This is a genomic window from Streptomyces sp. NPDC032745 (assembly GCF_055579465.1).
Map to the genome: position 1 here is coordinate 351,233 of NZ_JBVING010000006.1, position 17,189 is coordinate 368,421.

The following is a 17,189-nucleotide window of genomic DNA, read 5'->3' on the forward strand; positions in this document are numbered from 1 at the left end:
TCGATCGACTTTGGTGAGTGACGGACGTCCGCTAGGGTGCCGTGCCCGAACCGATGGGGCCGGACCAGTGGAGCGAGCGTCGTGAGCGAGAGTCCTTTCACCGGGGTGTACGGGGACGAAGCCGCCCCGGACCCGGAGCCGGCCGTGGTACCCGCCCCGCGCACCGGCGACCGGCGGGCCGCCCGGCGCCGCCGGAGCGCCGAGGCCGCCCCCGTACCCGCCGCCCCCACCGGGCGGCGCCGGGCCGCGCCCGCCGCGGGCGCGGACCCCGCGGCGCCCGCCGGACCCGGCACCGGGCGCCGCCGCAGCCCGGACCCCGTCCCCCCGGGCAACGGCGCAACCTTCGGCCCCGGACAGGGCACCCGCCCCGGCGCCGGAGCCGGTACCGGCATCCATACGATCCCCGCCGGGACCGGCCGTCGGCGCCGCCCCGCCCCCGCCGGGACGGCCGCGGGGCGGGACAGCTGGCGGCGGATCGTCCCCCAGGCCCTCGTCGTCGCCTTCCTGGCCGGCGGCACCACGGCCTTCGTCGCCGCCGACAAGTCGGTACGCCTCACCGTGGACGGGGAGCCCAGGACCCTGCACACCTTCGCCGACGACGTCGGCGAACTCCTCGCCGCCGAAGGGGTCGGCGTCGGCCCCCACGACCTCGTCGCCCCCGCCCGGGGCGAGGCCCTCGACGACGGCGACGAGATCGTGGTCCGCTACGGCCGCCCCGTGCGCCTGACCCTCGACGGACAGAGCCGCCAGGTGTGGACCACCGCCGGCACCGTCGAGGGTGCGCTGCGCCAGTTCGGCATCCGCGTCGAGGGCGCGTACCTCTCCGCCGCGCGCACCGCCCCCGTGCCCCGCGCCGGCCTCACCCTCGCCGTCCGCACCGAACGCAGCGTCACCTTCATGGCGGACGGCCGCGAAAGCACCATCCGCACCAACGCCGCCACCATCCAGGAGGCCCTGGGCCAGGCCGGGATCACCCTCCAGGGCCAGGACACCACCTCCGTCCCGCCCGCCTCCTTCCCGCGCGACGGGCAGACCGTCACCGTGCTCCGCATCACCGGCACCCGTGAGGTCCGCGAGGAGCGCATCCCGTACGAGACCGAGAAGACCGAGGACGACGGCCTCTTCGCCGGCACCGAGGTCGTCGAACGGGCGGGCCGCCCCGGAGCGCGCCGGGCCACCTACGCCCTGCGCACCGTCAACGGGGTCCGGCAGAAGCCCCGCAAGATCGCCGAGGAGATCGTCCGCGAGCCCGTCACCCAGCTGGTCAAGGTCGGCACGAAACCACTGCCGACCTCCGTCTCCGGGGCGGACGGCCTCGACTGGGGGGCACTGGCCCAGTGCGAGTCCGGCGGCCGCCCCGCAGCCACCGACGCCTCGGGCACCTACGGCGGCCTGTACCAGTTCGACGTCCGCACCTGGCAGAGCCTCGGCGGCTCCGGACGCCCGCAGGACGCCTCGGGCGCGGAACAGACGTACCGGGCGAAGAAGCTCTACGTACAACGGGGCGCGACCCCCTGGCCCCACTGCGGCCGCCGCCTCTACCGCGGCTGACGCGGCGCAGGACCGGCCTGGGTGAAACCCGGGCCGATCTGAGACGCTTTACCGGTGAGCACCGCAGAGCAGCAGCCCGAGCGTACGACCGGCACGCCCCCCGACGCCCTTCTCGGACCGGCAGACATCCGGGAACTGGCCGCCGTACTCGGCGTACGGCCGACGAAGCAGAAGGGGCAGAACTTCGTCATCGACGCCAACACGGTGCGCCGGATCGTGCGTACCGCCGAGGTGCGGCCCGACGACGTGGTCGTCGAGGTCGGGCCGGGGCTGGGATCGCTGACGCTCGCGCTGCTGGAGGCCGCCGACCGGGTCACCGCCGTCGAGATCGACGACGTCCTGGCCGCGGCGCTGCCCGCCACCATCGAGGCGCGGATGCCCGCGCGCAAGGACCGTTTCGCGCTGGTGCACTCCGACGCGATGCTGGTCGAGGAGCTGCCCGGCCCGCCGCCGACCGCGCTCGTCGCGAACCTCCCGTACAACGTGGCCGTGCCGGTGCTGCTGACCATGCTGGACCGCTTCCCGACCATCGAGCGCACGCTGGTGATGGTGCAGGCGGAGGTCGCCGACCGGCTGGCCGCCGAGCCGGGCAACAAGGTGTACGGAGTGCCTTCCGTCAAGGCGAACTGGTACGCGCACGTCAAGCGCGCCGGGTCCATCGGCCGCAAGGTCTTCTGGCCCGCGCCGAACGTGGACTCGGGCCTGGTGTCGCTGGTGCGGCGGGCCGAGCCGATCAAGACGACCGCCACGAAGGCGGAGGTCTTCGCCGTCGTGGACGCGGCCTTCGCGCAGCGCCGCAAGACGCTGCGCGCCGCGCTGGCCGGCTGGGCCGGCTCGGCGGCGGGCGCCGAGGCGGCGCTGGTCGCCGCCGGGATCTCCCCGCAGGCGCGCGGCGAGTCGCTGACGGTGGAGGAGTTCGCGGCGATCGCCGAGCACAAGCCCGCGCAGGAGAGGCCCGCGCTGTGAACCACGCCGAGAGCCGCCGGGCCGTGACCGTACGGGTCCCCGCGAAGGTCAACGTCCAGCTGGCGGTGGGCGCGGCGCGGCCGGACGGCTTCCACGACCTGGCCAACGTCTTCCTGGCCGTGTCGCTGTACGACGAGGTCACGGCCGCCCCGGCCGACGCCCTCACCGTCACCTGCGCGGGCCCGGACGCCGGCCAGGTCCCGCTGGACCGGACGAACCTGGCGGCGCGCGCCGCCGAGATCCTCGCGGCCCGGGCCGGCATCGAACCCGCCGTCCACCTCCACATCGCGAAGAACATCCCGGTGGCGGGCGGCATGGCGGGCGGCAGCGCGGACGGCGCGGCGGCCCTGCTGGCCTGCGACACCCTGTGGGGTCTGCACACCCCGCGTGCCGAGCTCCTCGACATCTGCGCGGAGCTCGGCAGCGACGTCCCCTTCAGCCTGGTCGGCGGAGCCGCGCTCGGCACCGGCCGCGGCGAGCTGCTGACCCCGGTCGAGGCGGGCACCTTCCACTGGGTGTTCGCGGTGGCCGACGGCGGCCTGTCCACCCCGGCGGTGTTCCGCGAGTTCGACCGCCTCGCGGAGGGTACGCAGATCCCGGAGCCCGATGCCTCCCCGGCGCTCCTGGCGGCCCTCGCCTCGGGCGACGCGGACGCGCTGGCGGCCACCCTGGCCAACGACCTCCAGCCCGCGGCGCTCTCGCTGCGCCCGCAGCTGGCCGGGACGCTGGCGGCGGGCACCGACGGCGGTGCGCTCGCCGCGCTGGTCTCGGGCTCGGGGCCCACGACGGCCTTCCTGTGCCGGGACGCGGAGTCCGCCGAGAAGGTGGCGGCGGCCCTGTCCGCCTCCGGCACGTGCCGGGCCACGCGCGTGGCGTCCAGCCCGGCCCCCGGAGCCACCGTCCTGCCGTCCTGACCCCGCAGGGCCGGCCGCCGTGCCGCGCCGGGTACTCATACCGGAGTTGAGTACCCGCGCCCTGTCGGGAGACGGCCCGCGGGGGCGACCGTGGCTCCATGACAGCCACCGCACGGGCCATGGCCGACGCCACCCCCGCCGACCGCGACCGCTACGTCGACCTGCTGCGGGTCGCCTCGCTCGGGACCGTGCTCTTCGGGCACTGGCTGATGGCCGCCGTCAGCAGCGACGGCATAGGGAACCTGCTCGCCCTCGTCCCCGCGCTCCAGGTGCTCACCTGGGGCCTGCAGATCATGCCGGTGTTCTTCTTCGTCGGGGGGTTCTCGCACGCCCTGTCGTACCGTTCCCTCGCCCGGAAGGCCGAAGGGCGGCCCGTCTACGCCGCCTTCCTGCGGGCCCGGCTCCAGCGGCTGCTGCGCCCCACCCTCGTCTTCGTCCTCGTCTGGACCGCCGGGGCGCTGGCCGTGCAGCTCGCCGGCGGCGGGCAGGGGCGGCTGACCGGTGCCGCCCTGCGGCTGGTCACCCAGCCGCTGTGGTTCATCGGGATCTACCTCGCCATGGTCGCCTTCACCCCGGCCCTGCTGACGCTCCACCGGCGGTGGGGCTGGGGGGCGTTCGCCCTCCTCGCCGGGTCCGCGGCCGCCGTCGACGTGCTCCGCTTCGTACTCGCCGTCCCGTACGCCGAGTTCCTGAACTTCGCCTTCGTCTGGCTCGCCGTCCACCAGCTCGGCTTCCTGCGCGCCGACGGCCGGATCACCCGACCCGGCCTGCTCGCCGCCGCCGGGCTCACCGGCGCGGTGCTGCTCGTCGCGTACGGCCCGTACCCGCTGTCCATGGTCGGGATGCCCGGCGAGAAGGTCTCCAACATGGCCCCGCCCACCCTCGCCCTGCTGGCGCACGGGATGTGGCTCGTCGGCGCCGTGCAGCTGCTCGCGGCCCCCGCCACCGCCTGGCTCGCCCGCCCCCGAGTCTGGCGCACGGTCGTCGCCGCCAACGGCATCGCCATGACCGCCTTCCTCTGGCACCTCACCGCCATGCTCGCCGTGTACGCGGCCCAGCTCGCGCTCGGCATCGCGCTCCCTGCGCCCGCCTCCGCCGCCTGGTGGGCCCAGGTGCCGCTGCGGCTGCTCGCCGCCGCCGGGCTGACCGCCGTACTCGTCGCCCTCTTCCGCAGGTTCGAAGCCCCGGCGCGCACCGCCGCCGGACCCGGCAGCGGACCGCTGGCCGCCCTCGGTACCACCCTCTGCCTGCTCGGCATCCTCGGCCTGTCCACGACCGGCCTCGGCGGCCTCCTCGAAGGCCACAGCGCCACCCTGATCGCCCTTCCGGTCACGGCGCCCGCCGCGATCGCCATGGCGCTCGGCGGCTGGCTCCTGGTGGAACGTTCCGGAGCGGCCCGGAGGGTTAGGCTGGGGGGCTGATCCACACCCTCCCCCGGGACCCGTCCGGGGGGACCCCCACCTGGAGCGCTCCTGATGGCCGTCAATCTGGTCAATGTCGAGGCAGTCAGCAAGGTGTACGGCACCCGTACCCTGCTCGACGGCATCTCCCTCGGCGTGTCCGAGGGGGACCGGATCGGTGTCGTGGGCCGCAACGGCGACGGCAAGACCACCCTCATCCGCATGCTCGCCAAGCTCGAGGAGCCCGACACCGGCCGGGTCACCCAGAGCGGCGGCCTGCGCATGGGCGTGCTCACCCAGCACGACTCCCTCGACCCCGCGGCGACCATCCGCCACGAGATCATCCGGGACATGGCCGACCACGAGTGGGCCGGCAACGCCAAGATCCGCGACGTGCTCACCGGACTCTTCGGCGGCCTCGACCTCCCCGGCTTCGGCCAGGGCCTCGACACCGTCATCGGCCCGCTCTCCGGCGGTGAGCGCCGCCGCATCGCGCTCGCCAAGCTGCTCATCGCCGACCAGGACCTGCTCGTCCTCGACGAGCCCACCAACCACCTCGACGTCGAGGGCATCTCCTGGCTGGCCAAGCACCTCCAGGAACGCCGCTCCGCGCTCGTCTGCGTCACCCACGACCGCTGGTTCCTCGACCAGGTCTGCACCCGCATGTGGGACGTGCAGCGCGGCTCCGTGTTCGAGTACGAGGGCGGCTACAGCGACTACGTCTTCGCCCGCGCCGAACGCGACCGCATCGCCGCCACGGAGGAGTCCAAGCGGCAGAACCTGATGCGCAAGGAACTGGCCTGGCTGCGCCGCGGCGCCCCCGCCCGCACCTCCAAGCCGCGCTACCGCATCGAGGCCGCCAACGAGCTCATCGCCGACGTGCCGCCGCCGCGCGACAAGTCCGAGCTGATGAAGTTCGCCAACGCCCGCCTCGGCAAAACCGTCTTCGACCTGGAGAACGTCACCGTCCAGGCCGGGCCGAAGACCCTGCTCAAGCACCTCACCTGGCACCTCGGCCCCGGCGACCGCGTCGGCCTCGTCGGCGTCAACGGCGCCGGCAAGACCTCCCTGCTGCGCGCGCTCGCGGAAGCGGCCCGCACCCAGGGCGACGTCCAGCCGGCCGCCGGCAGCGTCACCGTCGGCAAGACGGTCAAGCTGGCCTACCTCTCCCAGGAGGTCGGCGAACTCGACCCGTCCCTGCGGGTCCTGGAGGCGGTGCAGCGCGTACGCGACCGCGTCGACCTCGGCAAGGGGCGCGAGATGACGGCCGGTCAGCTGTGCGAGCAGTTCGGCTTCACCAAGGAGAAGCAGTGGACGCCCGTCGGCGACCTCTCCGGTGGTGAGCGGCGCCGACTGCAGATCCTGCGGCTGCTGATGGACGAGCCCAACGTGCTCTTCCTCGACGAGCCCACCAACGACCTCGACATCGAGACCCTCACCCAGCTCGAGGACCTCCTCGACGGCTGGCCGGGCTCGATGATCGTGATCTCCCACGACCGGTTCTTCATCGAGCGCACCACCGACACGGTGATGGCGCTGCTGGGCGACGCCAGTCTGCGGATGCTGCCGCGCGGCCTCGACGAGTACCTGGAGCGCCGGCAGAAGATGATCGAGGCGGCCGCCCCGGCGCCCGCCCCGGCCGCCGCCAAGTCGAGCGCCTCGGGCGACTCGCGCGCGGCGAAGAAGGAACTCGCGAAGATCGAGCGCCAGCTCAACAAGATGGCGGACCGCGAGACGAATCTGCACGCCCAGATCGCCGAGAACGCCACCGACTTCGACAAGGTCGCCAAGCTCGACGCGGAGCTGCGCGAACTCATCTCGGACCGGGACGAGTTGGAGATGCGCTGGCTGGAGCTGGCCGAGGAGGCCTAGATTCCGCCATCCGCCGGCCTCAACTGACCTGATAACGGCGTTGTCACGGGCCGGTCCTCCCTTGGGAACAGGGGCTGGACCGGCCCGATGTATGAGCGCTGTCAGTGATAGAAAGGTGATCCCCCTACGCCACCCGAAGCCGAAGGTATGCGCTGATGACCGAGCCGCCCCAGCCGCCGAACCAGCAGCCCACACCTTCCGGTTACGGCCACCTGCCCGGCCCGCCGCAGCCCGGTTACGGCTACCCGCAGCAGGGCGAGAACCCCTACGCGCAGCAGCCCCCGACGCAGCCGATGCACCCGGTGCAGCCCGCGCCGCCGATGCCGCAGCAGGGCTACCTCCCGCCGCCGCCCGGCGCGCCGACCGCCGCGATGCAGCAGGCCGGGGGCACGGCGCCCAAGAAGAAGACGGCCGTGCTCATCGCCGCAGCCGTCGCCGGCGTACTCGTCCTCGGCACCGGCGGCTACTTCGCCTTCGCCGGCGGCAGCGACGAGGACCCGAAGAAGCCCGTCGCGCAGAGCTCCGCCCCGGCCGACGCCAAGCCCTCCGGCGAGGTGGACAAGGGCGACGGCAGCGGCAACGGGTCCAAGGCGGGCGAGGACCTCAACGCCGGCCGCAAGCAGGGCGAGGACAAGGCCCTCTGGCTCAGGACCGCCAAGATCGACGGCCCCGGCATGGGCGTGGAGTCCGCCGGCCAGTGGATCGTCGGCGACACCGTCGTCAAGAGCGTCTGGAAGAACCTCACCGCTTACGGGGCCACCGACGGCAAGGAGAAGTGGACGCTCGCGTTCCCCACTCCCATCTGCTCCGTCACCCGGCAGACCACCGCCGAGAGCAAGACCGTCGTCATGTTCAAGGACGGCGACGGAGACAACGCCACCTGCAACCAGATGAAGCAGGTCGACCTCAAGGCGGGCAAGGAAGGCTGGACGAAGGAGGTCCCCTCGGAGGGCCTCTTCGACATCATGACGTTCCCCAGCCTGGGCATCACCGGCGACACCGTCGCCGTCAGCCGCAGCGGCACCGCCAGCGCCTTCAAGGTCAGCACCGGCGACAAGCTCTTCGGCAGCGCCACCGCCGAGGGCTGCAAGCCCGGCTCGTACACCGTGGACAACGGCAAGATGATCGCCCTCTCCGCCTGTTACGACGAGGAGCTCTCCAACGAGGTGTCGGGCGCCGACCCGGTCACGGGCAAGAAGAGCTGGACCTTCAAGCTGCCCGCGAAGTACAAGGTCGCCGCCGTCTACTCGCTGGACCCCGTCGTCCTCGACATCGGCAACCAGGACAAGAAGGAACGCGCCATCGTGGTCCTCGGACCCGACGGGAAGCAGCGTGCCACCGTCAACGGCGAGGGTGGGTTCGCCACCGAGTGCGACAACGGCCTCTTCGTCTCCGTCGCGGTCTGCTCCACCACCGCCGTGGACGCGAACACCCTCTACATGCCGACCGTCGCGGAGTCCGGCAAGGCCAACGAGATCGTCGCCTTCGACCTGGGCACCGGCAAGGTCAAGTGGCGCACGCCCGCCGGCGACGGCCGCACCCTCACCCCGATCGGGGCCGCGAACGGCCAGCTGCTCGCCTACCGCAAGGCCACCTCGGACCAGGGCGGCGAGATCGTCTCGATCCCGGCCGCCGGCGGCACGCCCACCGCGCTGCTGCGCAACCCGTCGGGAACCTCCGCTCCCATCGAGAGCAGCTTCTACAGCCCGAAGATCGACTACGTGGGCGGCCGGCTCTACATCTCCCAAACCCGCCTTCTCGCCAAGGGCACGGACGAGAAGCTCCTGATGGTCTTCGGCAAGTGAACGAGTCCACCGAGCCGCCCACCGAGAGGCAGTAGCAAGCGATGAGTACCCCGCCGCCCCCCAACCAGCCGCCCGCCGGCGGCTTCGGAGCGCCGCAGGATCCCCCGCCCCAGGGCTTCGGGGCGCCGCAGGCCCCGCCGTCCGGAGGCTTCGGCGCGCCGCCGCCGGTGCCGCCCGTTCCGCCGACGGCCCCCCAGCAGCCGCCCGTACCGCCGACCGTGCCGGCCGCGCCGGCCGCGCCGGCCGTGCCCCCGCAGGGGCAGCCGGCGTACGGCTATCCGCAGCAGGGATACGGCTACCCGCAGCAGCAGCCGGCCCCCGGCGCCGGCGCCCCGCCGCAGTTCGGCGCGCCCACGGCCCCGATGCAGGCGGCCCAGCCCCCTGGCCCGGGCGGCCCGGGCGGCGCCAACGACAAGCGCACCCAGCTGATGATCGTCGGCGCGGCCCTGCTGGCCATCGTCCTGATCGTCGCGGGCGGCTTCTGGTACGTCTCCGGCGACGGCGGCGGCGACGACAAGAAGCCCACCGCGGACGGCAGCCCCAGCGGCAAGCCGGCGGCCGGCACCCCCGGTTCGGAGAAGGTGCCCGCCAACGTCAAGTCGAAGCCGCTGTTCAACCAGCCGAACCCGACCCCGGAAGACGTCGTCACCGTCGCGGGCTCCTGGCTCACCGACTCCACCTACATCAAGTCCGACGTGTCGAAGGTCGTCGGCTACAACACCGTCGACGGCGCCAAGAAGTGGGAGATCCCGTTCCCCGGCGAGCTGTGCGGCGCGACCAAGCACGTCAGCGACAACAAGACGGCGGTCCTCTTCCGGCCGGCGCAGCCCACGCCCGAGGTCAAGTACCCGGCGTGCACCGAGGTCGGCGTCATCGACCTGAACGCCGGCAAGCTCCTCTGGTCCGGCAACGCCAAGGGCGCCACCACCGGTGACAAGCCGGCCTCCTACTACGAGGTCACGCTCAGCGGCCAGACCGTCGCCGCGGGCGGCACCAGCGGCGGCGCCGCCTGGAACCTCGCCGACGGCAAGCCCCTGTGGACGCCCAAGGTCGACGGCGAGGGCTGCTACGACAGCGGCTACGCCGGCGGCGAGGCCCTCGGCGTGATCCGCAAGTGCGGCCGGGGCGACGCCCAGACCCTGTACGCCCAGACCCTGGATCCGGCCACCGGCGCGCAGACGGCCTCGTACAAGCTCTCCCCGGGCATCGAGTGGGCGTCCATCGTCTCCACGAAGCCCCTCATCGTCGCCGCCGACGTCGGCAAGACCGCCAAGAACGCCTCCGGCGTCAGCGACCTCTTCGTCGTCGACCCCAAGGGCGAGCTGAAGGCGCGCATCTCGCTCGCCTCCGGCAACTTCGGCGGCAAGTGCGGCGGCACCGAGGTCGAGAAGTGCTCCGGCTTCGTGGTCGGCAACGGCAAGCTCTACCTGCCCTCGATCGAGCACCAGGGCCAGGCGTCGGCCGGCCGCACCAACGAGCTGCTCTCCTTCGACCTGGAGACCGGCAAGCAGACCACCGACCGCGCCGACGCGGGCGAGCGGTACACCATGTTCCCGCTCCGCATGGACGGGTCGAACGTCATCGCGTACAAGGAGCCCCCGTACGACAAGGGCGGCCAGATCGTCAGCATCGACGGTATGACCATGAAGGAGACCGTCCTCATGGAGAACCCGGCCGAGAAGGCCAGCCGGACCGCCGAGACCGGCTTCTCGCCCGACTACTCCGAATACCGCTACCACAACGGCAAGCTCTTCATCTCCCGCACGACGGCCAGGAAGCCGTACTCGGACAAGGGCGACCCCGAGTACCTGTTCGTCTCCTTCAGCGCCAGCTGATCCCCGGCCGATCACGGCCGGTCCCCGCAGACGGCTCGAGCCCCCGGAAGGTCCGCCTTCCGGGGGCTTCTGCGCAGTAACCGCCGCGCACCGTCGAACAAGCGTGTAGCTTGCCGGGGCAGAAGGGTCGGGGGTGGGTGCGCGATGGGCGTACGGGTCATGGTGCTCGACGAGCACCGGCTGCTGGCCGAGGCGCTGGCCTCGGCTCTCAAGCTGCGCGGGCACCGGGTGCTGGCCGCGGCCGCCCCGGCCGCGGGCGCCGCCGAGCTGGTCATCAGCCGGGCGCCGGAGGTCTGCCTGCTGGGCACCGCCACGCCCGCAGAGCCGGGGGTGTTCGAGCCGGTCGTGCGCATCAAGCGGGAACGGCCGCAGATCGCCGTCGTCGTCCTCGGCCCGGTGCCGAGCCCGCGAGGGATCGCGGCCGCCTTCGCCGCCGGCGCCTCGGGGTACGTACGCCACGACGAGCGGATCGAAGGCGTGGAGCGGGCGCTGGCCAAGGCACGGGCCGGGGAGGTCGCGATCTCCCCGCAGCTGCTCCAGGGGGCCTTCGCCGAGCTGCTCAACCCCGCCGCCCAGCCCGACGACGAGGGCAGCCGGCTGCTGCGGCTGCTGACCCCGCGCGAGGTGGAGGTGCTGGTCCGGGTCGCCGAGGGCGAGGACACCCGGCTCATCGCCGCGGGCATGGAGATCGCACCGAGCACCGCCCGTACGCACGTCCAGCGGGTGCTGATGAAACTGGGGGTGGGCTCCCGGCTGGAGGCGGCGGCGCTGGCCGCCCGGACCGGTCTGCTGGACCGGGCGGGGCCGGTGCCGGTGGCCGCCGATTTCCCCGGAGGCCCGTAATCCGGTAAGCCAGTGACCGGCATGTGCACGCACCCCGCGTGGACCCCCCTGCGAGAGGCAGTAGGCGAGTGAGTAAGACGGCGTCTTCTAAGTTCATGGTCACCGGCGGCGCCGGATACGTCGGCAGTGTCGTCGCGGCGCACCTCCTGGAGGCCGGGCACGAGGTCACGGTCCTCGACGACCTCTCCACCGGCTTCCGCGAGGGCGTCCCGGCGGGCGCGGCCTTCATCGAGGGCCGGATCCAGGACGCCGGCCGCTACCTGGACGCTTCCTATGACGCGGTGCTGCACTTCGCGGCGTCCTCGCAGGTCGGCGAGTCCGTCGTCAACCCGGGCAAGTACTGGGAGAACAACGTCGGCGGCACGCTCGCCCTGCTCGCCGCGATGCGCGGGGCCGGGGTGCGCAAGCTGGTGTTCTCCTCCACCGCCGCGACCTACGGCGAACCCACCGAGGGCCTGCTCACCGAGGAATCGGTCACCAAGCCCACCAACCCGTACGGCGCCTCGAAGCTGGCCGTCGACCACATGATCGCGGGGGAGTGCGCGGCGCACGGCGTCGCGGCGGTCTCGCTGCGCTACTTCAACGTGGCCGGGGCGTACGGGGAGTTCGGTGAGCGGCACGACCCCGAGACCCACCTGATCCCGCTGGTGCTCCAGGTCGCCCTCGGCGAGCGGGAGTCGATCTCGGTGTTCGGCGAGGACTACCCGACTCCCGACGGCACCTGCGTCCGCGACTACATCCACGTGGCCGACCTGGCGGAGGCCCACCTGGCCGCCCTGGAGGCCGCCACCGAGGGCGAGCACCTGATCTGCAACCTCGGCAACGGCAACGGCTTCTCGGTCCGCGAGGTCGTCGAGACGGTCCGCAAGGTCACGGGCGCGGAGATCCCCGAGGTCGTCGCCCCGCGCCGGGCCGGCGACCCGGCGGTGCTCGTCGCCTCCGCGCGCGCCGCCCACGAGAAGCTCGGCTGGACCCCGGCCCGCTCGGACCTCACCGGCATCATCACGGACGCCTGGAACTTCACGCGCAAGCACCGTTCCTGACTCCTTGCCGCACCCGCTCACCGCGCCCCCCGCACCCGACGGTGCGGGGGGCGCGGTGCGTGCGGCGGCGTGCGCAGGGAGCGCGTGCGAGTGGGTCAGCGCCGTGGGCGGGCGCGGTGCGCGGGCGCCCGGCGTGCACACGCCGGGTGAAATGCCCCCCGTGCAACTGCCCGTGGCACGCGCCGGTCGGAAACCGCCTTCCAGACCTTCCACACCGTCGAATTCAAGCCACCTCGCACCGCGTTCCTCACAGCCCAACCCGAAAATCGCTCGGAAAACTTCTGCTATTCGGCCAACCGCGAGCCGCGACCCGTTCTACGCTGATGCGTGACGCCGGTGGGGGCCGGTGTTGATTCAGGGGTCGAGACACGCCGGGTACGGCGTCCGGTCCGGGGTAGTGCAGAGATGTCTCGGCGGCGGCCGCGGCAGCTGCGGATCACCCGGTCCGGGCGCCGTACCCGCAGTCGTCCGTTCCCCGACCCTTGGGGGTTTTGTGGTTCGCATCCGGGTTCTCGTGGTCGACGATCACCGCATCTTCGCCGAATCGCTCGCAGCCGCGCTCGCGGCCGAGCCCGACGTGGACGTGTCCGCGGCCGGCAGCGGCCCCGCCGCGCTGCGCTGCCTCGAACGGGCGGTGGCCGAGGGCCGCCGCTTCGACGTCCTGCTGGTCGACGCCGATCTCGGCGCCGCCGCCGGGGCCGTGCCCGCCCAGCGCGACCCGGGCTCCGGACCACCGCCCGGCGCGGACGGGATCGCGCTGGTCGCCGGGGTACGGGTGTCCCACCCCGGGGTCCGCACCGTCGTGCTCGCCGAGCGCGACGACCCGCGCCGGGCCGCGCACGCCCTGCAGGCGGGGGCTTCCGGCTGGGTGGCGAAGGACTGCTCGCTCTCGCGGCTGCTCGCCGTCATCCGCGGGGTCCTGCGCGAGGAGACCCACCTCCCGCCCGCACTGCTCACCGGAGTACTCCGCGAACTGACCGCTGCGCGCAAGCACCGTACGGACAGCGAGCGGCTCGTCGAGTCCCTCACGCCGCGCGAGCACGAGGTGCTGCGCTGCATGGTGGCGGGGCTGGGCCGCAAGGACGTGGCGGCGCGGCTGTTCCTGTCCCCGCACACCGTCCGCACGCACATGCAGAACGTGCTGGGCAAGCTCGGGGTGCACTCCACGCTCGCGGCGGTGGCACTGGCCCGGCGGGCCGGGGTGCGGCCGGCCGATCTAGCCGGGGATGTTGTCGAACGGAGCGGTCAACTGGCGTAGCAGCGCCGCGAGGTCGCCGCGCTGGGCCTGGGAGAGCTGGGCGAGGATCGCCCGCTCCTGGGCCAGCAGGCCGGCCAGGGCCTGGTCGGCGCGGTCGCGGCCCTCCGGCGTGAGGCGGACCAGCACCCCCCGCCGGTCGTTGGGGTCGGGCAGCCGCTCGACGAGGCCCTTCTTCGCGAGCCGGTCGATGCGGTTGGTCATGGTGCCGGAGGTGACCAGCGTCTGTGTCAGCAGCTGGCCGGGGGAGAGCTGGTAGGGCGCGCCGGCGCGGCGCAGCGACGTCAGGACGTCGAACTCCCAAGGCTCCAGGCCGTGCTCGGAGAAGGCCAGCCTGCGGGCGCGGTCGAGGTGACGGGCGAGCCTGCTGACACGGCTCAGCACTTCGAGCGGTTCCACGTCGAGGTCAGGGCGCTCCCGCCGCCATGCCGCGACCAATCGGTCGACCTCGTCCTCCATGCGGATCAGTGTAAGGGGTCTGTCGACGTGAAGTCTCTTCAAATCGAGGATCTCGGAAATAGATATCTTGATGACGGGAATCTTGACGTCAAGATATATTTTGGGCGACGATGGGCATGGAGGGGGCCGGAACAGCTTCCGCTTCCGCCCGCCCCGCCAGCAGGGAGGCTCGAACATGCATTCCGATACCGCGTCGGCAAGGATCCCCACGGCCACCACCCACGCCGCGCCCACCTGGGACCCCCAGCAATACCTCCGGCACGCCGGACACCGCACCCGCCCCTTCCTCGACCTCCTGAACCGGATACCCGAACTCCCCACCCGCCCCGCCCGTATCGCCGACCTCGGCTGCGGCCCCGGCAACGTCACCGCGCTGCTCGCCGAACGCTGGCCCGAGGCCCACATCACCGGCTTCGACCTCTCCCCCGAAATGCTCCGGCGCGCCACCGACGAGTACGCGGGCAAGACCACCGGCGGCGGCAGCCTCGACTTCCACCACGGAGACCTCGCGAGCTGGCTCCCCGAGGAGCCGTACGACCTGATCGTCTCCAACGCCGCCCTCCAGTGGGTCCCGAGCCACCCCGGCTCCTTCGCCGCCTGGATCAACGGACTGCGCCCCGGCGGCACCTTCGCCTTCCAGATCCCCGGCAACTTCACCGCCCCCAGCCACGCCCTGCTCGCCGGTCTCTGCGACACCCCGCGCTGGCGGAGCCGGCTCGCCGGCCACGGCGCCCGCTACACCCACCTCCTCGAACCCGCCGAGTACCTGGCCCGGTTCACCGAGCTGGGCTGCGCCGTCGACACCTGGGAGACGACGTACCACCAGCTGCTGTCGGGTCCCGACCCGGTGCTCGACTGGGTCAAGGGAACCGCCCTGCGGCCCGTCCTGACCGCCCTCGGGGGCGACCGGGACGCCGTGGACGCCTTCCTCGCCGAGTACCGCGACCTGCTGCGCGAGGCCTACCAGCCCGGCCCGCGCGGCACGGTCTTCCCGTTCCGCCGCATCTTCACCGTCGCCCGCAAGGAGCTCTGACCGTGCTGACCGCAGTCGACCACGTCCAACTCGCCGCGCCGCCCGGCTCGGAGGACCGGCTCCGCGCGTACTACACCCACGTCCTCGGCATGACCGAGGTCCCCAAACCGCCCGTCCTCGCCGCCCGCGGCGGCTGCTGGTTCGCCGCCGGGCCGGTGCAGCTGCACCTGGGCGTCGAGGAGGACTTCCGGCCCGCCCGCAAGGCGCACCCGGGGCTGCGGGTGACCGGGATAGAGGCCTACGCGCGCAGGCTGGAGGAACGGGGCGCCGAGGTCGTCTGGGACGACAACCTGCCCGGGCACCGCCGCTTCTACTCCGAGGACCCCGTCGGCAACCGGATCGAGTTCCTGGAGCCCCTCGCCTGACTGCCTGACTGCCTGACTGCCTGACTGCCTGACTGCCCGGCTGCCCGGCTGCCTGACATTGCCGTGCAGCGCGACGGCGCCCCGCCACCGGATCTCCGGTGACGGGGCGCCGTCGCGTCGTACACACCGCCGCCGCGGCCTCAGCTCTTGCGGTGGCCCACCAGCCGCGGCTTCGACTCCAGCCCGTCCAGCCCGTGCCAGGCCAGATTGACCAGGTGCGCCGCGACCTCCGCCTTCTTCGGCCGGCGCACGTCCAGCCACCACTGCCCGGTCAGCGCGACCATCCCGACCAGCGCCTGCGCGTACAGCGGGGCCAGCTTCGGGTCGAACCCGCGCGCCTTGAACTCCAGTCCCAGGATGTCCTCGACCTGCGTGGCGATGTCGCTGATCAGCGAGGCGAACGTACCCGTCGACTGGGCGACGGGGGAGTCCCGGACGAGGATCCGGAAGCCGTCCGTGTACGACTCGATGTAGTCCAGCAGCGCGAACGCGGCCTGCTCCAGCAGCTCCCGCGGATGCCCGGCCGTCAGCGCGCCCGTCACCCCGTCCAGCAGCTGGCGCATCTCCCGGTCCACGACGACCGCGTACAGGCCCTCCTTGCCCCCGAAGTGCTCGTACACCACCGGCTTGGACACCCCGGCCTTCGCCGCGATCTCCTCCACCGACGTGCCCTCGAAGCCCTTCTCGGCGAACAAGGCGCGGCCGATGTCCAGCAGTTGCTGACGCCGTTCGGCGCCCGTCATCCGGACCCGGCGGCCACGCCGGGGCTTGTCGCTGCTGGAACTGCTGCCGTCGATCGCCACGTCCCCCATCATGCCGCGTTCGACGCGTTTTCCCTGCGCCGGGCATCGATGCGGTCCTTGGACGGCCAGCGCACGTCCGTCGCCCAGCCCGCCAGCTCGAACCAGCGGATCAGCCGGGCACTGGAATCGACCTGGCCGCGCAGCACGCCGTGCCGGGCCGACGTCGGGTCTGCGTGGTGCAGGTTGTGCCAGGACTCCCCGCACGAGAGCACCGCCAGCCACCACACGTTGCCGGAGCGGTCCCGCGACTTGAACGGGCGCTTGCCCACCGCGTGGCAGATCGAATTGATCGACCACGTCACGTGGTGCAGCAGCGCCACGCGCACGAGGGAGCCCCAGAGGAACGCCGTGAACGCACCCCACCACGACATCGTCACCAGGCCGCCGACCAGCGGCGGGATCGCCAGCGAGACGATCGTCCACAGCACGAAGTCACGCGAGATCCGCCGGATCGCCGGGTCCTTGACCAGGTCCGGGGCGTACTTCTGCTGGTTCGTCTGCTCCTCGTCGAAGAGCCACCCGATGTGCGCCCACCACAGCCCCTTCATCAGCGCCGGGACGCTCTCCCCGAACCGCCACGGCGAATGCGGGTCGCCCTCGTGGTCGGAGAACTTGTGGTGCTTGCGGTGGTCGGCCACCCAGCGCACCAGCGGCCCCTCCACCGCCATCGAACCCATCACGGCCAGCACGATCCGCAGCGGCCGCTTCGCCTTGAAGGAACCGTGCGTGAAGTACCGGTGGAAGCCGATGGTGATCCCGTGGCAGGCCAGGAAGTACATGAACACCATCAGGCCGAGATCCAGCCAGCTCACCCCCCAGCCCCAGGCCAGCGGAATCGCCGCCAGCAGCGCGAGGAAGGGAACGACGATGAACATCAGCAGGGCGATCTGCTCCACTGACCGCTTGCTCTCGCCTCCGAGGGTCGCGGAGGGTGCGGGGGAATCGGAATCGGAGGTCGCCGAGGCGTCCTCGATCAGCTCGGGACTGGTGGTCATGAGGGTCCCCTGGGGGGTGAGGAATCGGCAGGCGCCCTGGCGCCCGCCCC

The 17,189-nt window shown here is 72.6% G+C and carries 15 protein-coding genes; 12 read left to right on the forward strand and 3 right to left on the reverse strand.

Translation table 11 applies throughout. The annotated features are described in order from the left end of the window. The first annotated feature begins 81 nt into the window (after window positions 1-81). The 10 genes from ACZ5WG_RS18665 to ACZ5WG_RS18710 all read left to right on the forward strand — a co-directional run bounded on the left by ACZ5WG_RS18665 (window position 82) and on the right by ACZ5WG_RS18710 (window position 13,487). A complete protein-coding gene (locus tag ACZ5WG_RS18665; protein WP_468724397.1) occupies window positions 82-1,551 on the forward strand; it encodes a ubiquitin-like domain-containing protein in 1,470 nt (489 codons plus the stop codon). Between the two features lie 54 nt (window positions 1,552-1,605). Then, on the forward strand, window positions 1,606-2,517 hold the full coding sequence (rsmA, locus tag ACZ5WG_RS18670; RefSeq protein WP_468724399.1) for a 16S rRNA (adenine(1518)-N(6)/adenine(1519)-N(6))-dimethyltransferase RsmA: 912 nt from the start codon (window positions 1,606-1,608) through the stop codon (window positions 2,515-2,517). Further along, window positions 2,514-3,431 carry a 4-(cytidine 5'-diphospho)-2-C-methyl-D-erythritol kinase gene (locus ACZ5WG_RS18675; protein WP_468724401.1) on the forward strand — a complete coding sequence of 306 codons (918 nt, stop codon included), beginning with the start codon at window positions 2,514-2,516 and terminating at the stop codon, window positions 3,429-3,431. The genes rsmA and ACZ5WG_RS18675 overlap by 4 nt, the downstream gene beginning before the upstream one ends. 98 nt (window positions 3,432-3,529) lie before the next feature. After that, window positions 3,530-4,852: an acyltransferase family protein gene (locus ACZ5WG_RS18680; protein WP_468724402.1), complete on the forward strand. Its 1,323-nt coding sequence runs from the start codon at window positions 3,530-3,532 to the stop codon at window positions 4,850-4,852. A gap of 54 nt (window positions 4,853-4,906) precedes the next feature. Further along, window positions 4,907-6,703, forward strand: coding sequence for an ABC-F family ATP-binding cassette domain-containing protein (locus ACZ5WG_RS18685; RefSeq protein WP_468724404.1), 1,797 nt, complete (start codon window positions 4,907-4,909; stop codon window positions 6,701-6,703). A gap of 155 nt (window positions 6,704-6,858) precedes the next feature. Beyond that, window positions 6,859-8,508, forward strand: coding sequence for an outer membrane protein assembly factor BamB family protein (locus ACZ5WG_RS18690; RefSeq protein WP_468724405.1), 1,650 nt, complete (start codon window positions 6,859-6,861; stop codon window positions 8,506-8,508). Window positions 8,509-8,549: 41 nt separating this feature from the next. Then, complete coding sequence (locus ACZ5WG_RS18695; RefSeq protein ID WP_468724407.1) at window positions 8,550-10,343, forward strand: outer membrane protein assembly factor BamB family protein; 1,794 nt, start codon at window positions 8,550-8,552, stop codon at window positions 10,341-10,343. Between the two features lie 144 nt (window positions 10,344-10,487). Continuing rightward, window positions 10,488-11,186, forward strand: a complete 699-nt coding sequence (locus ACZ5WG_RS18700) for a response regulator transcription factor (RefSeq protein WP_266666338.1) — start codon at window positions 10,488-10,490, stop codon at window positions 11,184-11,186. 95 nt (window positions 11,187-11,281) lie between these two features. After that, window positions 11,282-12,229, forward strand: coding sequence for a UDP-glucose 4-epimerase GalE (gene galE, locus ACZ5WG_RS18705; RefSeq protein WP_468724552.1), 948 nt, complete (start codon window positions 11,282-11,284; stop codon window positions 12,227-12,229). A gap of 493 nt (window positions 12,230-12,722) precedes the next feature. Further along, complete coding sequence (locus ACZ5WG_RS18710) at window positions 12,723-13,487, forward strand: LuxR C-terminal-related transcriptional regulator (protein ID WP_468724409.1); 765 nt, start codon at window positions 12,723-12,725, stop codon at window positions 13,485-13,487. On the opposite strand, the gene ACZ5WG_RS18715 is transcribed toward ACZ5WG_RS18710, so the two are convergent. Continuing rightward, window positions 13,446-13,943, reverse strand: a complete 498-nt coding sequence (locus ACZ5WG_RS18715) for a MarR family winged helix-turn-helix transcriptional regulator (RefSeq protein ID WP_030297045.1) — start codon at window positions 13,941-13,943, stop codon at window positions 13,446-13,448. The genes ACZ5WG_RS18710 and ACZ5WG_RS18715 overlap by 42 nt on opposite strands. 175 nt (window positions 13,944-14,118) lie before the next feature. Here ACZ5WG_RS18715 and ACZ5WG_RS18720 point away from each other — a divergent pair, with 175 nt between their 5' ends. Together ACZ5WG_RS18720 and ACZ5WG_RS18725 are read left to right on the forward strand one after the other, a co-directional pair. Further along, window positions 14,119-14,976, forward strand: a complete 858-nt coding sequence (locus ACZ5WG_RS18720) for a trans-aconitate 2-methyltransferase (RefSeq protein ID WP_468724411.1) — start codon at window positions 14,119-14,121, stop codon at window positions 14,974-14,976. A 2-nt stretch (window positions 14,977-14,978) separates the two neighbouring features. Beyond that, window positions 14,979-15,341 carry a VOC family protein gene (locus tag ACZ5WG_RS18725; RefSeq protein WP_468724412.1) on the forward strand — a complete coding sequence of 121 codons (363 nt, stop codon included), beginning with the start codon at window positions 14,979-14,981 and terminating at the stop codon, window positions 15,339-15,341. Window positions 15,342-15,481: 140 nt separating this feature from the next. Here ACZ5WG_RS18725 and ACZ5WG_RS18730 read toward each other — a convergent pair whose 3' ends face one another. After that, window positions 15,482-16,156 carry a TetR/AcrR family transcriptional regulator gene (locus ACZ5WG_RS18730; RefSeq protein WP_030297040.1) on the reverse strand — a complete coding sequence of 225 codons (675 nt, stop codon included), beginning with the start codon at window positions 16,154-16,156 and terminating at the stop codon, window positions 15,482-15,484. After that, entirely contained in the window at window positions 16,153-17,139 is a 987-nt protein-coding gene (locus ACZ5WG_RS18735) for an acyl-CoA desaturase (RefSeq protein WP_468724414.1), read from the reverse strand. Before ACZ5WG_RS18735 ends, ACZ5WG_RS18730 begins: the two co-directional genes overlap by 4 nt. Between the last annotated feature and the right edge of the window lie 50 nt (window positions 17,140-17,189).

Excerpts from the sequence above, each read along its gene's own strand:
- ACZ5WG_RS18680 (WP_468724402.1), top strand. The coding sequence starts at position 3,530 with ATGACAGCCACCGCACGGGCCATGGCCGACGCCACCCCCGCCGACCGC.
- ACZ5WG_RS18685 (WP_468724404.1), top strand. The coding sequence starts at position 4,907 with ATGGCCGTCAATCTGGTCAATGTCGAGGCAGTCAGCAAGGTGTACGGC.
- ACZ5WG_RS18690 (WP_468724405.1), top strand. The coding sequence starts at position 6,859 with ATGACCGAGCCGCCCCAGCCGCCGAACCAGCAGCCCACACCTTCCGGT.
- ACZ5WG_RS18695 (WP_468724407.1), top strand. The coding sequence starts at position 8,550 with ATGAGTACCCCGCCGCCCCCCAACCAGCCGCCCGCCGGCGGCTTCGGA.
- ACZ5WG_RS18700 (WP_266666338.1), top strand. The coding sequence starts at position 10,488 with ATGGGCGTACGGGTCATGGTGCTCGACGAGCACCGGCTGCTGGCCGAG.
- galE (WP_468724552.1), top strand. The coding sequence starts at position 11,282 with ATGGTCACCGGCGGCGCCGGATACGTCGGCAGTGTCGTCGCGGCGCAC.
- ACZ5WG_RS18715 (WP_030297045.1), bottom strand. The coding sequence starts at position 13,943 with ATGGAGGACGAGGTCGACCGATTGGTCGCGGCATGGCGGCGGGAGCGC.
- ACZ5WG_RS18720 (WP_468724411.1), top strand. The coding sequence starts at position 14,119 with ATGCATTCCGATACCGCGTCGGCAAGGATCCCCACGGCCACCACCCAC.
- ACZ5WG_RS18730 (WP_030297040.1), bottom strand. The coding sequence starts at position 16,156 with ATGATGGGGGACGTGGCGATCGACGGCAGCAGTTCCAGCAGCGACAAG.
- ACZ5WG_RS18735 (WP_468724414.1), bottom strand. The coding sequence starts at position 17,139 with ATGACCACCAGTCCCGAGCTGATCGAGGACGCCTCGGCGACCTCCGAT.